Below are 22,495 nucleotides of genomic sequence, written 5' to 3' on the forward strand. Positions count from 1 at the left end.
ATCGGGCAGAATGGCGAGATTGGGCAAAGGTACATCGCCATCCGGGATCGGACATGCCGATCGCGGGTAGTCTCGCACCGGAAAACGATGTGCATCGGGTCGCCGGGCGGCCCCGATGAGGACGGACGGGAGTGGACGTGGCTAGTGAGACCGGTCACCACAAGGCCAACACGGGTTCGTGGGCCGCGGTACTTCTGATCATCGTAGGCTTTGTTGTCGGGACGTTCGCCCTCCCGCTCGCCTCGGTGCCGTTGTGGATCGCGGCTGGCGCACTGCTGGTCGTTGGCGGCGTCTTCGCCCTCGCATCCAAGATCATGGAGCAGGCCTACTGAGTGCAGTGCCGATCTGGTTCACGAGGCCTGGCGCGGCACCTACCAGTTCATCGGGCTGCCGCGCCGCGGCGCTCGGCCGCCGGCCGAGCTCAGGTCGGCGGCGTTCCCGACTCAGGCCGGCGGGCCGGGTTTCGGGGCCCCTGCCGGTCCGACGGCCTCCCGCAGGCCCCGCGGCGTGACGAAGGAGACGAGCCGGGCCGAGTCCTGACCCAGCTCCGCCCAGCGCGTAACGGTCAGATCCTGGATGGCGAGTGCCGCCGTCGGAAACGTGGAGATCCGGTATCGCTCGGCCGGGGGCAGCAGGGCCACGGCCAGCGTGTGGATACCGGGATTGTGCCCGACGAGCATCACGCTGGGCACTCCGTCGTCGATCTCACGCAGCCGGTCCAGCAGGTCCTGCGCCTCGGCCAGATAGAGCCGGTCCTCGGTCAGGACCGGGACGTTCGGGGGGAGCGCATCCGCGAGGCCCTCGACGGTCTGCCGGGTCCGCAGCGCGGAGGAGCACAGAATGAGGTCGGGCGCGAGCTTGTTGTCCGTGAGATAGCGCGAGATGAGCTCGCAGCCCCGCCGGCCCGATCCGGACAGCGGTCGATCGGCGTCGTGGATTGACCCTTCGGCCCAGTCCGACTTTGCGTGCCGCAGCAGAAGAAGGCGCCGCCGTGGTTTCACGAGCGAACTCTCCGCCGTACGGGGAGGAAATCGACGGCGCGACGTCCGTCGCGTTCCAGCCGGAATTGCCGTTCCAGCCGGAGTTGCCGGGAATCCGTACCTGGCGTGGCGGGCGCGGAACGGCGAGCAGGACCCTGCAGGGCTGGTTCGATATAAAGTATGATATTCAGGGAAAAGAATTTTCCGGCGAATTTCCCAGGGTCTGTCTGTGGCAGCACGGCCCGGGGTTTCTTGCCGCCACCGCCCGGATCGTCGAATCCGGTCCCGCCGGGAGCCATACCCGTGCCCACCGCGCCCTCCCGCGTCCGGTCCCCGCGCCGCCGCGCCGCACGCCCCGCGGCGTGAGGTGATGACATGCAGACTGCCCAGGATGGGCCGGGTCCGTCAATGAGATATGGCCCGACCGGATAGCGAGGGCGTCGCGGCCGAGTCGTCTGGAACCATGATCCTGATCATCGCCGCCGATATCCGGGCAGATCGGCCGGCGTGAGGAGCCACCGCGTGACCAGGGGGGCGATCATCGCTGCGGGACGCGCCCGGGGTCACCGGGCGCGGTCCGCTCAGCTCGCGACCGACACGGACAGCAGCAGCCGGTCGGCGAAGACCAGGGCGTCGTCCGCGCTCAGCCGCCCGCGGGGGACGACGGAAGCACGCTCGTCCGAGGTCAGGCCGCCCCACACCCCGTGCTCTTCCTGACAGAAGATCGCGGTGGCCAGGCATGGGCGCTGCACCGGGCAGTCGGAGCAGATCTTGCGGGCCCGCCTCTCGGCCGCGGCCCGGGCTTTCGTGTTGCGGCCGTCCGGCGGGAAGAATGCGTCCGGGTCGCCGTCGCGGCAGGCCGCTTCCTGGCGCCAGTAGGCGGGCCAACCAGCTCCGAACGGCTGTGGCGGCAGATCACGGCCGGGAAGAACCGGGACGCCGGCGCTCATCGTGCACCGCCGGACACGTGGTGACACGCGGCGGACAGGGAGCTGAGCGTGGCGAAGCTTCGAGCGGGTAGCACGCTGGGCTGACTGGGCATACCGTCTCCTGCTGACGTTGCAAAGGCGGACACACTGCTTTTCCAGACCGCCGAATCCGGTGTTGCCTACACCCAGACAGGCAGGTCAACCTGGTCGAGCCGAGAAGCCCTCGGGCGTTCCGGGTGGAATCCGTCGACGCTGCCTTTTCGGTTGGCCTACCGTGGCCGGAGCTCCGCTCGGAAACGATCCCGTCTCGTCTCGTTAACCGAGGAACGTAGACGTCTCTCGACCGGATAGCAAGGGTTCCGGAACGCGGACGTCCGGGGCTCCGTACCGGCGTGTGCCGAGGTAGATGGTCACGCACCGTGCGCGTTCCGAGATGACTGCCGTCGGGCGGGATCGGTGTTGCCGTCGGTCGGGCTCGGTCGCCACGGCGGCCGGGTCCGGGCTCGCCGGGTACCGCCGGATGGGCGGGGAAGCGCTACTGGACAGCGGAAACAGCCTGTATGAAGATCGTTGCCGGATGACCGGTGCGGCCCGGGAGGGGCGTCGGCGGGGCATTGTCGATCAAGGTTGGAGCGGTACCCGGGTTCGATTGCGTACGGGTGACGATCCCGCGAAGGTCCGCTTACCCCGGTTCTCGGGGGATGATTTCGGTAGAGAAATGTGCGCAGAACCACATCCGATGCTTTTGCCGCTGCATGCGCCCCTGACCTCTGCGGGGTGCAGGGGCGGCGATGACGTGGCCGGCACGACCGGGATCCCCCGGGGGACCCCGGGTAGACCCCCTGGGTAAACCCGCCGGCCCGGTCGAAGCCGGTCGAAGCCGGTCGAAGCCGGTCGGGGCCTCGGCCGGGCCGGCGGGTCGCGGCGGTCAGCGGGCCGGGCAGGTGGGGAGTCCGGTCGCCGCCCAGCCGTGGAATCCGCCGATCACGTCGGTGGCGCGCCACAGGCCGAGCTGTCGCAACGAGTCGGCTGCGAGGCTGGAGGTGTAACCCTCTGAGCAGATCACGATGACCTGCAGATCGTCCCCCGTCGCCAGTGGCAGGCACGCGTCGCTGGTGGGGTCGAACCGCCATTCGAGGACGTTGCGCTCCACTATGACGGCGCCGGGGATCTCCCCCTCCGCGGCGCGTTGCGCCGCGGGTCGGATGTCGACCAGCACCGCGTCGCCGTTCTCGGCCAGGGCACGCGCGGCCTGCGCCGGTTCGAGTCGGTGCAGCCGGGACCGGGCCGCCGCGAGCATCGCGTCAATCCGGCTCGGTGGCGTGGCTGTGGCGTGCTCGGTTGCCGTCATGCGCCGCTCCCGGCCACCGCGTGGGTCGGAGCCCCGCGGTCGCCCCTCCCCGCCTCCATCGGCGCGGTGGCCGCGCCGATGGTGACGGCCGGGCCCAGGACCGTCGCGGCTGCCGCGGCCGCGGGTGGGATCTCGACGGCACGCGGATCCTCCGCCCGGCCGCCATCGGCCGGCGCCGGCGCGAACCGCATCGACAGTTCCGGTGGGGAGTAGGCGTGGATCGTCGTCGCGACCTGCCGGCCGCGGTTGGCGACCCGGTGGATGTGGGTCGGGTCGAAGCCGACCACGGCCCCGGTCCCGTGCCGGTGCATCTGGGAGCTGGTCCAGCTCCGGTCGTACTGGTCCTCCTCCACGAAACCCTCGGCGACCGTCAGCGCCCCCAGCGCGCCGCCGTGATCGTGTACCTCCGTCTGCTGCCCCGGATACCAGCCGATCAGCCACACCTCCACGGTCGCGGAGAGCAGCAGCCGGGTGTACCACCGGCGGTCGGGACGGTGACGGATGACGGGACGCCAGACCTCGGGTGTCGCCGCGAGCGCGGCGGTCAGTTCGCACAGGGTCACCAGGTCGATGAGGCCCGGCTCATCGCTCAGGCACGAGGCCGGCACGAAGGGGTCGGCGAGGCGGGTGGGGTCGGCGATGCGGGTGGGGTCGGCGATGAGGACCGGGTGGAGGAGGGGCACGGGTCACTCCCAAGGCGCGGGTGATGCCGGGACGCGGGTGGTGCCGGTGGCGTTCGCCGGCACACTGCCGGACACGGCCGGGCGGGGAGAAGCGGTGCCGCGCGCGGGACTGAGGCGCCAGGTCACCGCGTCGAATGAGCACGATGGTGATGTCCTGCCGGCGTTGGCCCGCCGCGACGCAGGCACGGAGCGCGACGGCACGAAGCGGTGGAGATCACGGTGCGAACGGGCTGAGCGTGGCGTCGCGCGGCCGACGGATCGTCGGGGCGGGGCGACGGAACTGCCAGCTGGACCAGCCGATCAGCCAGCCAGGGACGGCAGGCGACGCGCCACCGGCGCCGCCGGTGGCGCCGCGGGAGGATGACGCTGGCTCAGGCCCGCCCGGTACACGCCGCGCTGACGACCCGGCTCAGGTCCGTCACACGGTCGCGGTGCAGGAAGAGGTGGGGCACTGCCATGAACGATACTCTACGTTGGAGGTAGCCCGGCGCGTTATGGCCTCCCGAGACCCGGCCGGTGCCCGTCATGGCGTTCCGCCCGCTGCTCCACGGAGTGGGTGTTTGCCGGATATCCTGCATGGCAGGCAATCCTTCCGCCTGGGCAGGCGCCCGCGTCACCCTGCTGGAGCGAGGGACCGGAAATGAGGTGCCACGCGCGGTGGTTTTCGTCGAATTCCGTCGATACCCGGACGAAGGTTCGGTCATTGCCCTGGACCAGGGCCTGGGCCGATGAGCGGACCCGTCCCCGATGTCGATCGCGCGCGGCTCGAACAGCTTCTGATCCAGCTCTCCGAGCAGGTGAACGAAGTGGCGTCCGTGCAGACCCGGATGCGTGGCCTACTCGACGCGGTCGTCGACGTGGCCCGGGAACTGAGCCTGCCGGTCACCCTGCGCCGGATCGCGCAGGCCGCCTGCCAGCTCGTGGGGGCCAAGTACGGCGCCCTCGGGGTGATCGGCGACGACGGGGAGATCTCGGAGCTTATCCACGTGGGCTTCCCTGACGAGGTGCCCACCATGATCGGCAGGCTTCCCGAGGGGCGCGGCCTGATCGGGGAGAGTCTGCGCCACCCGCGGCCGTTGCGGGTGGCCGACGTCGCCCGTCATCCCGTCGCGATCGGGTTTCCCAGCGGGCATCCGCGGTTCGACACCTTCCTCAACGTCCCGATCATGGTGCGGGGCGCGGCGTTCGGAACGCTGTTCCTCGGCGCGAAGCGCGGCGGCGGCGAGTTCACCCAGGAGGACGAGGACCTGGCGTGCGCGTTGGCGGCCGCGGTCGGTTTCGCGATCGAGAACGCGCGGCTGTACGAGGAGACCAGGCGCCGGCAGGCCTGGCTCTCGGCCAGCGCGGAGATCACGACCGCGCTGCTGTCGGTTGCGGAGCCCGAGAAGGCGCTCGACCTCGTGGCCCGGCGGGCCCGTCAGGCGACTGCGGCCCGGCTTGCCGCGATCCTCGTCCCCGACGAGGTCGGCCTGGTGGTCGGGGTTGTCGACGGGGAGGGGGACGACGACCTGCGGGGCCGGGTCTTCGCCGACAACCGCCGCCTGAACGAGGCCATGCGCACCGGCCGGGCCGTGCTCGTGCCCGTCGACTCCCCGGGCGGTCCGCTGTTCGGCGCGGACCATGCCGACCTCCCGGTGAAGGTCGGCATGGTGGTGCCGCTGATGGCGGGTGGCCGGGCGCTGGGCATCCTTGTCCTCGGCTCGGGTGGGCGTTCGGCCTCCTTCGGTGGTCTGGACCTGGAGATGGCCGCGGCTTTCGCCGGGCAGGCCGCGCTCACCCTCGAACTGGCCCGGGTGCACCGCGACCGGGAGCGTCTGGCTGTCTTCGAGGAACGGGACCGCATCGCTCGGGACCTGCACGATGTCGTGATCCAGCGGTTGTTCGCCACCGGTCTGCACCTGCAGAGCCTCGCCCGGGCCGTGGACAGCCGGGCGGCCGAGCGGCTGGACGCCGCCGCCGGCGAGCTTGACCAGACCATCTCCGACATCCGTCAGACGATCTTCTCGTTGACCTCCAACGCTGCTGAGGAGACCGATCTGCGCGCCGAGATCCAAGCGGTCATCGCCCAGGCCGAACGGGCCCTGGGGATCACCCCGACGGTCCGGCTGGACGGACCGATCGACCGCGGGGTCCCCGCGGCCATCCGCCCGCACATGCTCGCGGCGCTGCGCGAGGCGTTGTCCAACATCGCCCGCCACGCGCGGGCCTCCCGGATCCACGTGTTGCTGCGGGTCACCGACGCCGACCTCCTGGTCGAGGTGCGCGACGACGGCCGCGGCCCTGGCAAGGCCTCGCGCAGCAGCGGGCTGGCCAACCTGCGACACCGTGCGCTCGACCTCGGCGGCCGGATGGAGTTCGGCCCGGGAGCGGGCGGCATCGGCACCACCATGACCTGGCAGGTTCCAGTGATCGCGCCGTTGCCCGAGCTTCGCGTGCACTCCGGCGAGGGATGGGGCGTCCTCGGTTAGCGGGTGCGGCGGGGCTGCGGGGAACCCCGGGCCTCAGAGGCCTCAAGAGCCTCAGGGATTCAGGGGTTCAGCCTGGTGGCGAACACCGCGGCCTGGGTCCGGCTCTCCAGCCCGAGCTTGGACAGCATGCTGGAGACGTAGTTCTTCACGGTCTTCTCGGCGAGGAACATCCGGCTGGCGATCTGGCGGTTGGTGAGCCCCTCCGCGATCAGCCGGAGGATACGCCGCTCCTGGTCGGTGAGCCCGGAGAGCCGTTCGTCCTCGGCCGGTCCCTCCCGCAGCCGCACCAGGACCCGGGGCGTCACCGCGGGATCGAGCAGAGACTTGCCCGCCGCCACCTGGCGCACCGCGTCCACGAGGGCGGTTCCCCGGATCTGCTTGAGAACGTAGCCGGCCGCGCCCGCCATGATCGCTGTGAAGAGCGCCTCCTCGTCGTCGAACGAGGTCAGGATGAGGCAGGCGATCCGTGGATCGCTCGACCGGACCTGCCGGCAGACCTCGATACCGCTGCCGTCCTCCAGGCGTGCGTCCAGCACCGCGACGTGGGGCTGGAGAGCCAGGATCCGGGCGACCGCCTCATCGGCCCGCCCGGCCTCCCCGACCACCTCCACATCGGGTTCGTCGGTGAGGAGATCCCGCAGCCCGCGACGCACCACCTCGTGGTCGTCGAGAAGGAACACCCGGATGGTTCCGGTGATCGACGCAGGCCCCGGTGCGTCACCGACTCCGGAACCGTCCGCCAGTTCGTCTGACACCGTTGACTCCGCCCGACCCTGACGCCGTAGAAGACCGTCGCTGTTGTCACCTGCAGCAAGCAGAATATAACGCTCGCTGTTGGAGGCGGTGACCTCGACCGCACGGAAGCGGTGTCGTGCGTCTCGGCGGATGCCGTTCGGTGAACCCGTGAACGCCGGTTCCGGCCTCATCCGAAAAGGGTAGGTCCGGGTGGCGTCCGCCGAAGTCCGGTGAGGTGTAATCGAGCGACTTCATGATGTGATTACGCCAGGTCGCAATTGGCGTGCCGACGGCGGATGCAGAGTCCGTCCGCGAGCCCGGAGGTTTCGCCTGCTCCCCGGCGCGGCGCTGCGGCCCGTTGGCCGTAGCAGGGGAACCTCGATCGGGGCCGTCCGGTGTTTGTATCGTATGTCCGCCATGTGGCAAAAAGCACCCCGCTGCGTAGCGCATCCGATCCGTCCGTCAAGATGCAGTTCTCGCCCTCAGGTGCCGGCGCCATTCTCCGGGGTCGGCCGATCATGGGCGTCTTCGGCGTAGCGGCAGACAGAGATCGAGGGAAAGGACGTGCGGTCGTGCGATGGGGTAGGGGCGACGTGGCGACCACCACGGTCGCGGCGAGGATCGCGACGCTTCTGACGGAGCAGGCCGGCGGCGGGGCGCTCACGGATCCGCGGCTCGCCGCGGCGGCCAGCCGTTCCTGGACGCTGACGGAGACGATCGACTCCGCCGGGTCCGTTACCTGTCGGGTGACCACGGCCGTCGTCGCGGCCGTTGTCGCGGGCGCCACCGCGACGGCCTCCGAGGTCCCCGTGGTGACGGGACCGCAGCCGGATCCGACCCTGTCGTACGAGCAGCTCGTTCGCTACCGTGACGCCCTGCTCGCCGCGGATTTCGCCGTTCAGGAGGTCTTCGAGGACTGGCGGACGGTCGCTCTCGACGTGCGGGTCGCGGAGGAGGCGGAGGATGCCGCTCTGGCCGACCTGCCCGAGGCGACCGGTGAGGCTGTCGAGACCGGTGAGGCCGCCTTCTCGACCGCCGTGGACTCGCAGCCGGCCGTGGACTCGCAGCCGGCCGTGGACTCGCAGCCGGCCGTGGACTCGCAGCCGGCCGTGGACTCGCAGCCCGCGCAGGTCGCCTCGACAACCGGGGAACAGCCCGTCAGGCCCGCAGCGGAGGCGGAGGCCGAGGACGCGCCGGTCGTGACGGGTAGCCGGAAGCGGCCCGGCCGGAGGTCGGCCGACGCAGGCCGTCCGCGAGCCCGGCGCGGTCTGTTGCGACGTCGTGTTCCCGCCGGGAAAGCCGTGGCCGTGGCATCCGCGGCCGACACGGGCGGCTGCGACGACGCCGCCGCGGCCGAGGCTGCCGACTCCACCACCCCCGACTCCATCGTCGGCGGGTCGTCGGCGTCCTGATGCCGGACCGCTGGGGTGCCTGACCGCCGGGCGGGCCTTCGCGGCTTCGGGACTACTCGACGGTCGTGACGGTCGCCGCCGTGGCGGCCGTTGTCGTCGTGGCGGCTTCCGCCGTCGCGGCGTCCACGTCCGGCAGGTGCCGGCGGGATGCCACGACGGTCAGGCCGCGGAAGATCGGGATCGCTCAGTAGGGGCGGCGGTGGCGGGCCGACGAGTTCCCCGTGCCGCGAATCCAGCCGTGTTGGGGCACCCGGAGCGGCGTCCCGGGGCCGGCGGCTCGCAGCCGGCTGATGAACGGCGTGACGAGCAACGCGCCGACCGCGAAGCCGACTACATGTGCTCCGTACGCCACGGTACCGCCGTCGGCGACGCCGAATCCGGTGAAGTAGATGTACTGCAACGCGAACCAGAAACCGAGGACGATCCAGGCCGGCAGCCAGAACGGCAGAAAGAACAGGACGGAGACCAGGCCGATGACGCGGGCCCGTGGGAAGAGCACCAGATAGGCCCCCAACACGCCGGCGACCGCGCCGGAGGCGCCGATCAGGGTGTTCGTCGACCCACCCTCCAACAAGGCGAAGCCGTACCCGGCGGCGTATCCGCAGACCAGGTAGAACAGCGGGTAGAGCAGCCTGCCCATGCGATCTTCAATGTTGTTGCCGAAGACCCCGAGGAACAGCATGTTGCCGATCAGATGAAGCCAGCTTCCATGCAGGAACATCGAGGTCAGCACCGACAGCACCGGGATCTTGTCGAAGCTGGGCGGTGATTCCACGATGCATCCCGGGTTGCCGGCCGCATCCACCCCGATCCGGCCGGAGTTCGCGGCGGTGAGCTGCGCATTGTGCACCAGTTCCCACGGGATCGCACCCCACTCCTGAAAGAACCGCTGCTGCTCACAGATGTTCTGTGCCGCCGACGTCTCCGTGCCGGCGACCGAGCTGACCACCGGTTCGAAGAAAACGAAGATCACCACGTTCGCCGCGATGAGCAGCCAGGTCACGACCGGGCGGCGGCGCAGGGGATTGATGTCGTGAATCGGGATGACCACACTGACATCCTGCCCGATGCGCCTGGGCAACTACTCCTACCTGGCACTCCTGGCCGACGATCAGCCAGGGGTCGTCGGCCTCTGCCTCCGCCGCGAAGATCACACCGGGGCGATGCCGCCGCTGGGAAACTTGGCCTCACCCTGGCCGAGGGGCCGGTCGACCGAGACGGCGAACCATGGAAGGCGAACCATCCGCACTACCTCACTTCACAGTTCCTGGCATCCTCGCGATACCGCGTGGGCTGGAAGGCAATCCGTACGAGGACGAGGGTGTCAACCAGCTGGAGCACGCGCCAGACCGCCGAGCAAGCACGGCGGTCTGGCGCGGATGCCGATGTCGTCGCTGCGGCGCTTCTGCACGACATCGGTCGTGCCCCTGGCGTCGTCGCCGCCGACGTCACCTTCGACGATGTCATCATGATGCGCGTCCACTTGACCAATAGCGCCCATCTCGAGGAGTTCAACACGCTCTATGCGACCTGGGTCAAGGACCCCTCCCGGCCCGGACCACCGTGTGCGTCGACCTGCCCCGTGACTTCCTCGTCCTCGTCGACGCGCTCGCCGTCCTCGACGCCGCCGACTGAGTGGGGGTAGCCGCGAGTTGGACTCCTGTCGGCTTGGGGTTCGAGGGCAGGACGGGCGGGTGACGAGCTCGGGCGGGTGACGCAGGGGTGTGAGACCGCAGTTGTGTGAGACGCACGACGATCGGCCCGGGCCAGCGCCACCCAGGCCACCGCCGTCGACCGGGGTGGGCGAGAGTGGGGAGGTGACCCCTCGTTCGACGATCGCCGTCCCGCCGCCCGCGCTCACCCCCCGGCCCCAGACCCCGGTGGCGGACGTGGGCGACCTCGTCGCCCGCGATCGGCGGGTGGTCTGGCATCCGTATGCTTCGGTGTCCGGCTCCACGCCGCTCTTCCCGGTCGCATCCGCCGCGGGGACCCGGCTGACGTTGACCGACGGCCGGGAATTGATCGACGGGATGTCGTCGTGGTGGGCGGCGATTCACGGCTACCGGCATCCCGTGCTCGACGAGGCGGTGCGCGGGCAGCTCGAGACGATGTCCCATGTGATGTTCGGCGGTCTGACCCATGAGCCGGCGGTGGCCCTCGCCGAGACCCTCGTGGCGATCACGCCGGATCCGTTGCGGCGGGTATTCCCGTGCGATTCGGGTTCCGTCGCCGTCGAGGTCGCGATCAAGATGGCGCTGCAGTACTGGACCGGGCGGGGCCGGCCGGGCCGGACGCGCCTGCTCACCATCCGACGCGGCTACCACGGCGACACCTCGGGCGCGATGGCGGTCTGTGATCCGGACGCGGGCATGCATCACCTGTTCAGCCACCTGCTGCCCCGCCATCTGTTCGCCTCCGCCCCGGCCTGCGCCTTCGACGAGCCGTGTGAGGACGCTCACGTCGCCGAGATCGAGGGGCTGTTGGCCGGGCACGCCGACGAGATCGCGGCGGTCATCTGCGAGCCGGTTGTGCAGGGCACCGGAGCCATGCGGTGGTATGCGCCGGGCTGGCTGGCGCGGCTGCGCGAGCTGTGCGACCACTACGGGGTGCTGCTGATCGCCGACGAGATCGCGGTCGGGTTCGGCCGCTCGGGCGAGCTGTTCGGCTGCGACCATGCCGGCATCAGCCCCGACATCATGTGCGTGGGCAAGGCGATGACCGGTGGATACCTGTCCATGGCCGCGACGCTGTGCACCGACGAGGTCGCGGCGGGCGTCTGCGACTCGCCGGCCGGCGTGTTCATGCACGGCCCCACGTTCATGGGCAACCCCCTGGCGAGCGCGGTCGCGAACGCCAGCATCGACCTGCTCCTCTCCTCGCCCTGGCAGGCTCGGGTGCGCGAGATCTCCGCCGGGCTCGCCGCCGGGCTCGCCCCGGCCGCCGACCTGCCCGGGGTCGCCGACGTGCGGGTACTCGGCGCCATCGGAGTGATCGAGACGCGGGAGCCCGTCGACATGACCGTGATCCAGCCGCTGTTGGTGGATCTCGGGGTCTGGGTCCGCCCGTTCGGACGGTTGGTCTACACGATGCCGCCGTTCATCATCTCCCCCGCCGACGTGGCCACCCTGGCCGCCGCGATGGTCGAGGCGGTCGCCCGTACCATCTGATCGCCGCGTCACCGGTTCGTCCGCGTCACCGACGCGTCGGTCCCTACGCCGCCGCCAGGTGTCAGGAGCGGACGGCGGGCATCGAGCTGGTCCCTCGGCGATCCCTCCCTCGGCCGTCCTTGGTCTCCGGGCGGCGGACGTGCCGTTTCCCGGGCGTGTCGGATGTGGTCTCTCGGCGGTGTCCCGCAGCCGACGCGACCGGGCGGCCCGTCGTGACGCCTCCTTCGGCCCGGCATTCGTCGTCGCAGGTCAGGTGCCATTTCCTGGGCAACTATCGCGCGCATGCCGGGGAGAAAACACGGCTCGGCGACGCCGCGAACGGCTAAGAACCGGCATTCGGACGGTTGCGAATTGGCGAAGCGCCTTCGTACTCTTCGTTCTCGAAGATTCACCGTAAGTAGCAGCGACCAGGTTGGATTCACCGGGCGGTTCCGGCCGGGTACGGCCGTGGACAAGAACGAGGAAGGCCATCCACCAATGCCGTTACGCATACGACTGGCGCGGGGCGCGGGTTCCGTTCTGGTGGGCACTCTTCGGCGTGGCTGGCGGCGAGTCCGCGGGGTGACCACGCGGGGAGCGGGCACGACTGCCCGGACCGGTCGCGGGGCGGCACGAGGCGAAGCGTCCGCCCCACCCGCGAGCGCCGAACCCGTCGGCCCCTGGATGATCGGCCCTCCGCCGTTGGGCCCTTATCTGGCCGGCCCTTATCTGGCCGGCCCACGCCTGGCCGGCGCCCACGTCACGGAACCTCGCCTGGCCGTGCTGCGCCTGCTCGGCCACGGCTGGATGCTGTGGCGCGCGCCCGGGGGGTTGATGCGGCGGGGGTTAATCGTAGTCTTCTGCTGGCTGAGCATGGCCGGGTTCGCGGCGGCGGGTCTGCGTCCGCGATGGACCGACCTCGCGGCCTTCGCCACCTTCGTTGTTCTCGGGGCGCTGGCCGTGGTGGCGTCCGGACGGCTGGGTGAGGATCTGACCGTTCCCGGGGCCCGACGTCATGACCTGCTGTCCACCTGGACGGTGGCGGCGGCGGTCCTGCTGCCGCCGTTCTACCCGGCGGTTGTCAGCCTGCCGCTGTGCTGGCTCGCCGGCCGTCGTGATCCAGTACAGCCGCCGCATCTGCGCGTGTTCCACGCCGCGGCGTTGGGCATCGCGGGCTTCTGTGCCTCCAGCGTCCATCTGCTGCTTAGCCCCGATCGAGGGCCGTTCACCGTCGACAACCTCGTCGGGTCCGGCGTCGCGGTGCTGGCCTTCCTCGCCGCGGTTGCGGTTTACCCGGTTGTGGCGAGGCTGACCGTGACGGGGATGAGGCTGACCGTGATGGGGATGGCGACGTCCGATGGTCGGGAGAGCCTCGATTCGTGCTCCGGTGTGGCGGCCGGTCCAGCCCGGCCGGGCTGGCCGGACCGGCCGGACCGGACCGGGGTCGTCCCGTCACCTGTCATCCCCGCCCGGACCCCGCTCCGGCATGCGTGCCGCGACCTCGTGCCCGCGCAGGCCGCCGAGATCTGCTCGTCGATCGTGGTCGCGGTGCTGTGGGCGGCGAACCCGTTGCTCATGCTGGCGATCACACCCCCCGTCCTGTTGCTGCAACGCAGCCTGTTGCACGCCGAGCTCCTGCATGCCGCGCGGTCCGACGCGAAGACCCGGCTGGCCAACCCGGCGTACTGGCGCCAGGTCGCGGAACGCGAGATCAACCGGGCCTGCCAGGTGGGGCGTCCACTGTCGGTGCTCCTGGTCGACATCGACCACTTCAAGCGGGTCAATGACAGGTTTGGTCATCTCATCGGGGACGTCATTCTGATCGCGGTGGCGGACGCGCTGCGGGCGGCGACCCGCCCCCGGGATCTCGTCGGACGGTTCGGGGGCGAGGAGTTCGTGGTGCTGCTCACCGAGGTCGAGCTGGAGAACGCGGCCGATGTCGCGGAACGGATCCGCCGCCAAGTCGCCGGAACCCACTGCCGGCTGGAGGGCCGGCCTCCCCTGTCGGTGACCGTGTCCGTGGGAGTCGCGACACATCACGGCCCCCGCGGCGACCTCGCCGGCCTCATCGCCCGTGCGGACTCCGCGCTCTACCGGGCCAAGGCCGATGGTCGTAACCGGGTACGGCTCGCCGGGCCGGTCTACAGCTCCGTCTGAGGCCGCTGCGGGCTCCGCTGAGGCGGCGGGCCCCGCTGATGCCAGGTGGCCGGTGTGCCGATCAGGCGGCGCGCGCCGCCCGGATCGTGTTGCGCAGCAGGAGCATCGTGGTGACCGGTCCCACGCCGCCCGGCACCGGGGTGAGGGCGCCCGCCACGGACGAGACGGCCGCGGCGTCCACGTCACCGACCTGCCCGGTCTCGGTCACGACGGTGCCGACGTCGATGACGGCCGCACCCGGGCGGACGAAGCCGGCGCCGACGAGGCGGGGATGGCCGGTGGCGGACACGATGATGTCGGCCTCGTGGGCGATGCTCACCAGTCCCTTGGTCCGGGAGTGGCAGATCGTCACGGTCGCGTCCTCGGCGAGCAACAGCAGCGAGACCGGCTTGCCGACCACTGGGCCGCGGCCGATCACGCATACCCGGGCGCCGGACATCGGGATGCGGGCCCGGGTGAGGATCTCCACCACCGCGGCGGCGGTGGCCGGCGCGAAGCTCGGCAGACCCAGCGCGAGCCGGCCGAGACTGCTCGGGTTCATCCCGTCGACGTCCTTGGCCGTCGGAATGTGCTCGCCGACCTCGCGGGAGGTCAGCCCGCCTGGCAGCGGCGTCTGGACGATGATCCCGTGCACGGTCGGATCGGCGGCGACGGTGTCGATCGTGTCGAGGATCGCCGCCGGCTCGCCCTTCGGCTCATGCAGCACACAGTGCACGCCGACCTTGCCCGCGGTCCGTTCGATGATCTCGGCATAGGAATACGCGGCCGGATCCGCGGTCGGCAGGACCACAGCCAGGGTCGGCGTGACTCCCGCCGCAGCCAGCCTCTCGGCCTCGTCGACCACGTACCTGCCGATCTCGGCGGCCATCGACCGCCCGTCGAGCATCCTCATGTGCCGTTCCGATCCTCGTCGTTCTCGTGGTCTGGCTCCCGTGGCCCTGCGGTCCTGATGGTCCTCCGGGCCGTTCCGCACGTCCGGGCCGTTCCGCACGGACAAGTCACCGCTGTCCGCAGGCCTTTCCCGCACTCGCGCGGGTTATGCCGTCCTGGCCCACCACGCCAAACCTGGGGAAGGCCCGGGATGCGCCGGCGCAGCGAGCGAGCGGCGGCGGGCACGGTTGTACCGTAGCAAGGCGGGTGGGCAGCTAACCTGCGCGGGGGAGCACGCCAGGGCGGCTCGGTGCGCTCGGTTCCAGGCCGCTCGGTTCCAGAACGCTCGGTTCCAGACCGGTCGGTTCTCGTGCCTCGGATTTTCGGAATAACGGATCCTCCCTGGGAAATCCTTCCGGAAGAGGCCCGCCCCTGTGTGGTGGTGCAGCCGAGGTGGGCGATTGCCGAGCGGAAATCCGTGTATTACTAGATATAATCTTCCCGGTTCGGGGTGATGGTGGCAGGTGGTGCGGTCCGGCGGAGTGGGCTGGCCGGTCGTCGACGTTCGCGATCGTTCGAGTCGGCCGCCGCTCGCGGCACGTAGCGGCCCGCTCCTCGCTGTGACATCTACGGACGGCCGGAGCGACGCACCTGAAACGACGCACCTGAAACGACGCACCTGAAACGACGCACCTGAAACGACGCACCTGAAACGACGCACCTGAAACGACGCACCTGAAACGACGCACCTGAAACGACGCACCTGAAACGACGCACCTGGCCGGAAGCGTCCGGTGCCCGCTACGCCGCATCCCGAGCCACCCGCCACACTGGCTGTACTCAGGAACTCCGGCCGGCTTGCCGGATGTAGCGATATGAATGCGACATTCGTCCTGCTGCGATGAGTCCACGGAACTTGATGTCAGGTGGGTAGCGAGGGTATATCATTCACCATTTTCCCGAGTTTATTGTCCTGCTTCTCTTCTCGGCTACCATGGAGACGTCCCGTCCTTGACCACGACGTGGAGTATCGAGATGAAGTCATCCGCCCGCACGACCATCCGTGCGATTCTTCTGGTTTCATTCCTGGCCGCCGGCTCTCCGTGACCGGGGAGTTTCCCTCGTTGAAGGCACGTCAGCTTCTGCGAGTGCCTGGACGATTGGGATATCGAGTGACAAAACAGGACGATTCAGCTCACCGATGGCTGGAGGCGGACGGACGTCCACGACTTCGTCTTGCTTTTCATGACCGGATCACCATCGGGCCGGGGGTCGTCCGGCAGATACTGGTCAAGCAGGTGGGGCTGACGGTCGAGGAGGCGTTTGGAGGTGATCGATAGTGTCTAAGGTGGTATCGGTGCTGGTTCGCCGGGACGGCCCCTGCTGGTCGGCCTGGTCGCCGCAGTGTCCTGGTCTGGTGGCCGCCGAGACGACCGCCGAGGAGATGCGTGCCGCGTTGCCGGACCTGATCGCCTGGTACTTCGACGGGGACCCCGACGTCAACCTCCGGATCCACCTTGAGCTGGAGGTGCGCGGTGTCATCGTCCGGATCGCGCAGGATGCCGACGCCTGGGAACGGCAGCTGGTCGCCGAGCGTCTGGGCGCGGCCTTGGGCATGGACAGTCAGGCGGAACAACTGCGCGCCGTGCGGGCGAACGCCGCGGGCGAGGTGGTGTATGTCTGTGCGCTGCCGTCGGACCAGATCTCCTGGCTGACCGGGCAGATGGACGACGAGGACGATGCGGTCGTCGTCGCGCTTCCGGCGACGGAGAGCGAACTGTGGACCTTGCAGTTTGACGCGCTCCGGCGGCGAGGTGAAAAAGCGCCGGGTGCCGGCTACCGGCCGGAGGCAACCTTTGATGAGATCATGGCGACGTTCGCCGGGCCACGCCTCCAGCTCAGCGCATGACAGCCCGGCCCCGCGCCGGTCGGCCCCCGCCGGTGAGCGCCCGCGTGACGGCGGGAATCTCCGCCCTTCGGGCGAAGAGGATGTCAACGGGGGAGATCGCGCAGGATGAGGTCGAGGCCCGCGAGGAACTGGGCCTCGTTCTCCTCCCGTAGATGGGGTGCCGCATCGGAGAGATCCGGGTGGTGTTCGGCCGGCGGGCGTACCGCCGCGACCGGGCCGCCGCGGGCGCCGGCCCCCTCCCGTTCCACGGCCCGGGCGAGCTGGCGGGCCTCGCTGAGGGTGTGGCCGAGGGTGTAGAAGAGCAGCGTCTGGTAGACGTTGGCGGCGTCGGCCGGATCCATGCCTGCGCGGTGAAGCTGGGCGACCGCGTGATCAGCCCGCTCCCAGTAGGCGCCCACCCCGGGCGGGCGGCGCAGCACCAGCGGCGCCAGGGTCGGATGCGCCAGCAGGGAGCGTCGGAGCTGACGGAAGTTTTCCCGGATGTCCCGGCGGGGGTCGTCGGTCTCCGGCAGCTCCTCCACCCCGCGGATCACCGTGTCCGTCAGCGCGTCGAGCAGCGCGTTCTTCGTCGCGAAATGTCGGTACATCGCCGTGGGATCCACGTCGAGGAACGCGCCGAGGGCCCGCATGCTGAACGCGCCCGCGCCGTGCGTGTCCACGACCTCCATCGCTGCCGCCAGCAGCACCTCCCGGGACAGCGTGCCCCGTGGGGTCCGCCGGGACCCGACCCGCCGACCTCGCCGCCTACCGGTGTCCGCGTCGGCGGTTCCGATGCCTTCTGGCTCGTCATCGTCGGTGCCGGGATCGTGCGTGCCGGCGTCACCCTCCCGGGTGTCCTCGGAGCCTGGGCTCTCGTCGTCGGACCGGGGCGCCTTGGGATCGTTGGTCTCATCGTCGATGGCATCATGATAGTCAACGATGTTGACGCCGTCCCGCGGCTCGTGATGGTCTACTCCTCGGCCCAGGTTTCGCGCACCGGCCCGTTGCCACGGCGCTGCACCCGCACCCCTCGATAGCCCGGTCGCCAGCTTTCCAGCACGATCTCCCCGGCCGGCTCGTCGACGCTCGTGCGGACCACCTCGGTGAGCTCGACGCGGAAGAGGTCGAACGGCGTCGGCGGGCCGACCTCGGTGGCGAAGGAGGCCAGGACCTCCTCATCGTTGATCCACCGGGCCCGCCCGGAGACGCGGATGTCGCCGCCGGCCAGGTCCTGGCCCGGCCCGGGATTGGCGGCCAGGGCGAAGCGGGGGTCGCGACGCAGGTCCCGGGACTTGCGCGCATCCGGCATGCTCCCGAGCCACAGCTCCCCGAACCGGAAGTTCGTCTCGATTCCGCTCGTGCGCGGGGAGCCGTCGGCACGCACGGTAGCCAGGATGTGATGGCGGAATGCCGCGAACCGGGTGCGCGCGGTCTTGGCGAGGGCGGGTTGCGCGGCCTCGAAGTCGCGCCAGGATGTCGTCACCGCGCCATCGTGACATGAAAACTCTGCCATCTGCTGTCCTGGTTCACGGCTAGGCTTCCCAGACGTGCGATCGAGCCGGCTCACCGCGTTGCTCCTGCATCTGCAGGCCGTGCGGCGGGCCCGACTGACGCCGACGGCTGGCGGGAGGTGGAGCTCGCGACGGAGGGGCTCCAGGTGGCGCTCAGCCAACTGTGTGTCCTGGCGGACGGGGTCGTGGTGCTCGCCCCCGCCGAGTTGCGCACCGCCTTCGCCGAGGTGGGTCGACGCATGGCGGAGAACAATATGGCGGGGAACAGTGCTGCCGCGGCGGTGGGGAGCAACACTACCGTCGCGGGAGATCGGGAGATGCCGGTGAAGGAGGTCGCGCCATAAGTACCGGTGGGCTGCTAGTTGTCGCTCTGGTGATGGCCGTCGGCCTGGTCGGCGTCGTCCTCCCGGTACTGCCGGGCCTCGTCCTGGTCTGGGGCGCGGGTCTGTGGTGGGTGATCGCGGACGGTGGGGGAGTCGGTCGCTGGATCGTGCTGGCGCTCATGACCGCGCTGTTCGTGATCGGGGCGCTCACCAAGTACGTCCTGCCGGCTCGGGCTACGGCCGGTCGGGGGGTGCCGTGGCCCAGCCTGGCCATCGGCGCGGTGTGCGCGATCATCGGCTTCTTTGTAGTGCCGGTCGTCGGGCTCCTGATCGGTGGAGTGGTCGGGATCTACCTGGCCGAGCTGGTGCGGTTGGGGGATGCGCGAGCGGCGGGCCGCACGACCTGGGCCGCGATCGTCGCCTTCGGGGTCGGTGTGGTCGTGGAGCTCGCCGCCGGCGTCGCGATGGTGCTCGTCTGGTTGGTCGGCGAGTTCGTCGCGTGATGACACGTGACGACTCATGGCGATTCGTAACGATTCGTGACGTCGTGCTGCTGCTTCCGGTCTTCCGGAGTCCGCGGGGGCCGGGAGTCCGCGCGTCCCGATCCGGGGAGTCGACCGGCCCCGAGCCTGGTGGGCCGGTCTCCCGACGGCGCCCTCCGCCGCATGATCGCTATGTTAAGTAGGGGTAACCATTTCCGGTGCTCCGTGGTTGCCGCCTCGTCCGTCGTGTGCGGCTGTTAGCATCGTCCGAGTGATGCTGATGGAACGTCTCCTGACGGATCTCAATGGTGGACGGCGAATGTTCCACTCCGAATTTCACCGGGCTATCGGATCGAACCCCGGATGAGTGATCCGGGGCGGACCTACCGAAAATCTCAGAAATTTATACGATATTTTTTCCATTATTGTTCAGAGTGGCCGTGGTCAAAGTCGCGGTTCCTTTTTATGTCACATTCCTCCGGGGCTCCGCAGTGGTACCGGGCGCGCCCGCGGAGTCACCGGCCGATGCGGCGTCCGTTCTTTCCCCCGATGTCCTTCCCTTCTATGTCCTTCCCTTCGACGTCGAGGATCGTGTGGAGGCAGCCGGCCGCCGGGTTCCGCGGCCGCGGTCTGGTCGAGGCCTGACGACGTGACCGGGAAACGTAGCGCGCAGGCTCCGTCCTTGAGGGCGGGAGGATGCCAAGAGAGGAGACCGTCCCGTGCGTGTCCTGGTGATCGGATTCGGGCAGGCGTTGCTCAACCAGCTGGGTTCGGCGCTGCCGCCGGGCAGTGTCACCCTCGTCGAGGACCCGGATCTGATCGACCGGCGGCGAGTGCGGCCGGCTGTCGAGAAGCTGCCCTGCGTGGCGGCCCTGCTCCCGGCGGCCTACCACCAGAGCGAGGACTTCCTCCCCGTCGTGCTCGCAGCGGCGGCCACCGGGGGACCCTTCACCGCCGTCGTCCCGGCCCTGGAGTACAGCGTCCCCGCCGCGGCCTTGGCCGCGGCCGCACTGGGCCTGCCGGGCGCGGGAGTCGGGGCCGCCCGATGCCTGTCGGACAAGATCGAACTGCGCCGGGCGGCGACGGCGGCGGGCATCGCGACCCCGCGCTGGCGGGAGGTCTTCGGCCCGGATGACCTCGCGGCCTTCGGGGTGGAGAGCCCGGTGGTGCTCAAACCCGCCAACCGGCACGGCAGTCTCGGCGTGCAGATCCTCGACGCGGTGGAGGACGGGCCGCTCGACCTGGCGGCCATCTGGTCGGCGACGGTCGCCGCCCTCGACGACGGCGCGCTTCCCAACCGCCCGTTGCACTGGCGCTACCTGGTGGAGAGCCGGATGGTCGGCGCGGAGTTCAGCGTGGAGGCGCTGGTGCGCGACGGCGTGCCGAGCTTCGTCAACGTGACGGCGAAGCGGGTGCTGCCCGGGCGGCACCCGGTCGAGACCGGGCACGTCGTGCCGGCCCCCGGACCCGCGGCCAGGACCGCCGTGCTGAGCCGCGCGTTGACGCGTCTCATCGCGGCGATCGGCTTCGGGGACGGCATCCTGCACGCCGAATGGATGCTGACCGCCCGCTGCCCGGACGACCCGGTGCTCATCGAGTGCGCCGGGCGGATCCCCGGTGACAGTCTGGTCGAACTCATCGACTTGGCCTACGGAACCTCGCTGGCCGCGGACTACCTGGAGATTCTTTCCGGGGGGCGGCCCGCGCCGGCCGCGGTGGCGAGCGCCGCTGCGGCGATCCGCTTCCTGAGTGCCTCACCCGGTCGGGTCGACGCGGTCGACGGCGTCGAGGTCGCGCGGGCGGTGCCCGGGGTGCGGCGGGTGGCGCTGGCGGTCACCCCGGGCACGTCCATCCCGCCGCTGCGCTCGTCGGGCGACCGCATCGGCGAGGTGTTGGCGGTCGGCCCGACCCCGATGGATGCCGAGGCCACGGCGGCACGCGCCGCCGGGCTGGTGCGCGTGGCGGCGGCAGGGGCTCCGTTCGGCGCGGCTGTCATGCGGATCTAATTCCGTTGCCGCCGTCGCTCACCCTGATTATGAACACGTAAACGCCTGCCCGATCGGCACGTCGCGTACCCGCGCTATCCCGGGCTCCGCGTCCTGGTCGCATAATGCCGAGGTGGAACGCGCCAGCGAGAAATCGGATAGATGATTCTTGGCCTGTGGGTCGGCGTCCGGCGGGTGAGTACGGACATCGCCGTCGATCTGTCTACGGCTGCTGCTTCCACGCTCTCCCCGCGGCCGTGTTCCGCTTTTCCGTGCCTTTCTCCTCGTTGGCCGATGGGGGCCGAGGGCGCGCCGTGGCGGGTGCCGCCGTCGCGGCGGGGGTGATGGTGTCGGGGGTGCCGGTGTCGGGGGTGCCGGTGTCGGGGGTGCCGGGCCGGCGCGGTCGCGACCTGGTCACCGGATGACCGGGGTTACCGGATGACCGGGTCGACGGTTCTCATCCAGAATCCGACGGTGGTGCAGCCGGCCGAGACGTCGGTGTTCCTGGCACCCCGTCCGTCCTACGACCCGGTCCGGGCCGCGGCCGAGTCCGCCGCGGTGCGAGCGGCGCTCGCCGACCTCGGGGCCCGTCCCTGTGCCCCGTCCGAGATCCTCGCGGCGCTGCCCCGGGAGGTCCTGATCGAGCTCGCCGTCCGCGCGGTCAGCGCTGAGGACGACCTGCGAATGGCCGCCGCCCGCGAGGCGCTCCACGACTGGTCGGCGCCGGCGCTGGTGCCGGTGGTGCTGCGCCAGCCGCGGCTGCTGCTCGACCCCGGCGCCGCCCGCGGCGTGATCGGCCCCGACCAGGCGGACGAGAGCTACGCTCTGCGTCCCCTGGCCGGGTTGATGTTTCCTCGTGATCATTATGTCGATCTCGGTGAAGCGGTCGCGGTCGGCCGGTTGCGGCGCCGGGACCGGGCCCGCGAGACGGTCGTCATGGCGGCCGTGCTGCGCGGGTTGCGGGGCCGATCGGCCGAGGTCCGCGTCCCGGAGCCGCTGTTCCTGGAAGGCGGGGATCTGGTGAGCTGCGGCGATGTGGCCGTCCTCGGCACCGGTTGGCGGACCAGCCCGGCGGTCTGGGGGCTGTTGCGTCCGCATCTGCTGGCCAGCTTCGGTCACGTGGTGCGGGTCCGCGACGAGCTGCGGCGTGACGGCCAGCCCCATCTGAACTCCTGGCTCGGCCTCGGCCCGGGGATCGCCCTCGTCGCCGCCGATCGGCTGCACGCCCCGGCGGTGGTGGAACGCGACGGCGTCGCCGGCCGGGAGACGACGCTGGTCGACGCCCTGCGAACGATCAATCTCGCCGTCTGTCCGCTGGCACCGGACATGGTCGCGGCCTTCGCCGCGGGGGTGTTCTTCCTACCGGCCTTCGCGCCGCCGGAATCGGTCCTCCGGTCGGAGCCGGCCGCCCTGGTATCCACGGCGAGTGCGCCCTGGACCGAACCGGTGCTGTCGCGGTTCGGGATCCAGACCGTCGCGGTGCCGTTTGACGAACATCACAAGCAGTTCGGCAGCCTGCACCGGGCGCTCAACACCGTCCCGCTGCGCTGATGGCATGGCGCTTGCGGTGGGACT

General features: G+C 70.3%; 20 protein-coding genes. 10 read left to right on the top strand and 10 right to left on the bottom strand.

Annotated elements, in window-relative coordinates; genetic code table 11:
- Positions 1 to 137: 137 nt before the first annotated feature.
- Positions 138 to 332, top strand: a complete 195-nt coding sequence (locus FRANCCI3_RS07440; protein ID WP_369807830.1) for a hypothetical protein — start codon at positions 138 to 140, stop codon at positions 330 to 332.
- A gap of 111 nt (positions 333 to 443) precedes the next feature.
- On the opposite strand, the gene FRANCCI3_RS07445 is transcribed toward FRANCCI3_RS07440, so the two are convergent.
- From FRANCCI3_RS07445 to FRANCCI3_RS07460, 4 genes are all read right to left on the bottom strand, one after another.
- Positions 444 to 1,001 carry a SixA phosphatase family protein gene (locus FRANCCI3_RS07445; protein WP_011435919.1) on the bottom strand — a complete coding sequence of 186 codons (558 nt, stop codon included), beginning with the start codon at positions 999 to 1,001 and terminating at the stop codon, positions 444 to 446.
- A 560-nt stretch (positions 1,002 to 1,561) separates the two neighbouring features.
- Complete coding sequence (locus tag FRANCCI3_RS07450) at positions 1,562 to 1,930, bottom strand: WhiB family transcriptional regulator (RefSeq protein WP_011435921.1); 369 nt, start codon at positions 1,928 to 1,930, stop codon at positions 1,562 to 1,564.
- A gap of 907 nt (positions 1,931 to 2,837) precedes the next feature.
- On the bottom strand, positions 2,838 to 3,260 hold the full coding sequence (locus FRANCCI3_RS07455; protein ID WP_011435922.1) for a rhodanese-like domain-containing protein: 423 nt from the start codon (positions 3,258 to 3,260) through the stop codon (positions 2,838 to 2,840).
- Positions 3,257 to 3,943 carry a cysteine dioxygenase gene (locus FRANCCI3_RS07460; RefSeq protein ID WP_011435923.1) on the bottom strand — a complete coding sequence of 229 codons (687 nt, stop codon included), beginning with the start codon at positions 3,941 to 3,943 and terminating at the stop codon, positions 3,257 to 3,259. Before FRANCCI3_RS07460 ends, FRANCCI3_RS07455 begins: the two co-directional genes overlap by 4 nt.
- Before the next feature lie 728 nt (positions 3,944 to 4,671).
- On the opposite strand from FRANCCI3_RS07460, the gene FRANCCI3_RS07465 reads away from it, so the two are divergent.
- A complete protein-coding gene (locus FRANCCI3_RS07465) occupies positions 4,672 to 6,411 on the top strand; it encodes a GAF domain-containing sensor histidine kinase (RefSeq protein WP_011435925.1) in 1,740 nt (579 codons plus the stop codon).
- Between the two features lie 59 nt (positions 6,412 to 6,470).
- Here FRANCCI3_RS07465 and FRANCCI3_RS07470 read toward each other — a convergent pair whose 3' ends face one another.
- Entirely contained in the window at positions 6,471 to 7,166 is a 696-nt protein-coding gene (locus FRANCCI3_RS07470) for a response regulator (protein WP_011435926.1), read from the bottom strand.
- Positions 7,167 to 7,739: 573 nt separating this feature from the next.
- Between FRANCCI3_RS07470 and FRANCCI3_RS07475 the strand changes: the two genes are divergently transcribed.
- Entirely contained in the window at positions 7,740 to 8,558 is an 819-nt protein-coding gene (locus FRANCCI3_RS07475) for a hypothetical protein (RefSeq protein WP_035941293.1), read from the top strand.
- Positions 8,559 to 8,742: 184 nt separating this feature from the next.
- Here FRANCCI3_RS07475 and FRANCCI3_RS07480 read toward each other — a convergent pair whose 3' ends face one another.
- Both FRANCCI3_RS07480 and FRANCCI3_RS26740 read right to left on the bottom strand, forming a co-directional pair.
- Complete coding sequence (locus FRANCCI3_RS07480) at positions 8,743 to 9,609, bottom strand: rhomboid family intramembrane serine protease (protein WP_023840505.1); 867 nt, start codon at positions 9,607 to 9,609, stop codon at positions 8,743 to 8,745.
- A 273-nt stretch (positions 9,610 to 9,882) separates the two neighbouring features.
- Positions 9,883 to 10,059: a hypothetical protein gene (locus FRANCCI3_RS26740; protein ID WP_157493289.1), complete on the bottom strand. Its 177-nt coding sequence runs from the start codon at positions 10,057 to 10,059 to the stop codon at positions 9,883 to 9,885.
- 379 nt (positions 10,060 to 10,438) lie between these two features.
- On the opposite strand from FRANCCI3_RS26740, the gene bioA reads away from it, so the two are divergent.
- The gene (gene bioA, locus FRANCCI3_RS07485; RefSeq protein ID WP_011435929.1) at positions 10,439 to 11,725 is read left to right on the top strand and encodes an adenosylmethionine--8-amino-7-oxononanoate transaminase; all 1,287 of its coding nucleotides are present in this window, start codon (positions 10,439 to 10,441) and stop codon (positions 11,723 to 11,725) included.
- A 663-nt stretch (positions 11,726 to 12,388) separates the two neighbouring features.
- Positions 12,389 to 13,861, top strand: a complete 1,473-nt coding sequence (locus tag FRANCCI3_RS07490; RefSeq protein WP_236701444.1) for a sensor domain-containing diguanylate cyclase — start codon at positions 12,389 to 12,391, stop codon at positions 13,859 to 13,861.
- Between the two features lie 61 nt (positions 13,862 to 13,922).
- Here FRANCCI3_RS07490 and FRANCCI3_RS07495 read toward each other — a convergent pair whose 3' ends face one another.
- Positions 13,923 to 14,753, bottom strand: a complete 831-nt coding sequence (locus tag FRANCCI3_RS07495; RefSeq protein WP_011435931.1) for a bifunctional 5,10-methylenetetrahydrofolate dehydrogenase/5,10-methenyltetrahydrofolate cyclohydrolase — start codon at positions 14,751 to 14,753, stop codon at positions 13,923 to 13,925.
- 1,317 nt (positions 14,754 to 16,070) lie between these two features.
- On the opposite strand from FRANCCI3_RS07495, the gene FRANCCI3_RS07500 reads away from it, so the two are divergent.
- Complete coding sequence (locus FRANCCI3_RS07500) at positions 16,071 to 16,640, top strand: hypothetical protein (protein ID WP_023840499.1); 570 nt, start codon at positions 16,071 to 16,073, stop codon at positions 16,638 to 16,640.
- An 83-nt stretch (positions 16,641 to 16,723) separates the two neighbouring features.
- Here FRANCCI3_RS07500 and FRANCCI3_RS07505 read toward each other — a convergent pair whose 3' ends face one another.
- Both FRANCCI3_RS07505 and FRANCCI3_RS07515 read right to left on the bottom strand, forming a co-directional pair.
- Entirely contained in the window at positions 16,724 to 17,326 is a 603-nt protein-coding gene (locus FRANCCI3_RS07505; protein WP_011435934.1) for a TetR/AcrR family transcriptional regulator, read from the bottom strand.
- A gap of 263 nt (positions 17,327 to 17,589) precedes the next feature.
- Positions 17,590 to 18,132: a pyridoxamine 5'-phosphate oxidase family protein gene (locus FRANCCI3_RS07515; RefSeq protein ID WP_011435935.1), complete on the bottom strand. Its 543-nt coding sequence runs from the start codon at positions 18,130 to 18,132 to the stop codon at positions 17,590 to 17,592.
- A 39-nt stretch (positions 18,133 to 18,171) separates the two neighbouring features.
- On the opposite strand from FRANCCI3_RS07515, the gene FRANCCI3_RS24265 reads away from it, so the two are divergent.
- From FRANCCI3_RS24265 to FRANCCI3_RS07530, 4 genes are all read left to right on the top strand, one after another.
- Positions 18,172 to 18,474, top strand: coding sequence for a WYL domain-containing protein (locus FRANCCI3_RS24265; RefSeq protein WP_232234949.1), 303 nt, complete (start codon positions 18,172 to 18,174; stop codon positions 18,472 to 18,474).
- Between the two features lie 32 nt (positions 18,475 to 18,506).
- On the top strand, positions 18,507 to 18,956 hold the full coding sequence (locus FRANCCI3_RS07520; RefSeq protein WP_023840495.1) for a DUF456 domain-containing protein: 450 nt from the start codon (positions 18,507 to 18,509) through the stop codon (positions 18,954 to 18,956).
- A gap of 698 nt (positions 18,957 to 19,654) precedes the next feature.
- The gene (locus FRANCCI3_RS07525; RefSeq protein ID WP_011435937.1) at positions 19,655 to 20,941 is read left to right on the top strand and encodes an ATP-grasp domain-containing protein; all 1,287 of its coding nucleotides are present in this window, start codon (positions 19,655 to 19,657) and stop codon (positions 20,939 to 20,941) included.
- A gap of 417 nt (positions 20,942 to 21,358) precedes the next feature.
- Complete coding sequence (locus FRANCCI3_RS07530; RefSeq protein ID WP_011435939.1) at positions 21,359 to 22,471, top strand: arginine deiminase family protein; 1,113 nt, start codon at positions 21,359 to 21,361, stop codon at positions 22,469 to 22,471.
- Positions 22,472 to 22,495 lie beyond the last annotated feature (24 nt).

The organism is Frankia casuarinae, from assembly GCF_000013345.1.
In the GTDB taxonomy this organism is placed as follows: Bacteria; Actinomycetota; Actinomycetes; order Frankiales; family Frankiaceae; genus Frankia; species Frankia casuarinae.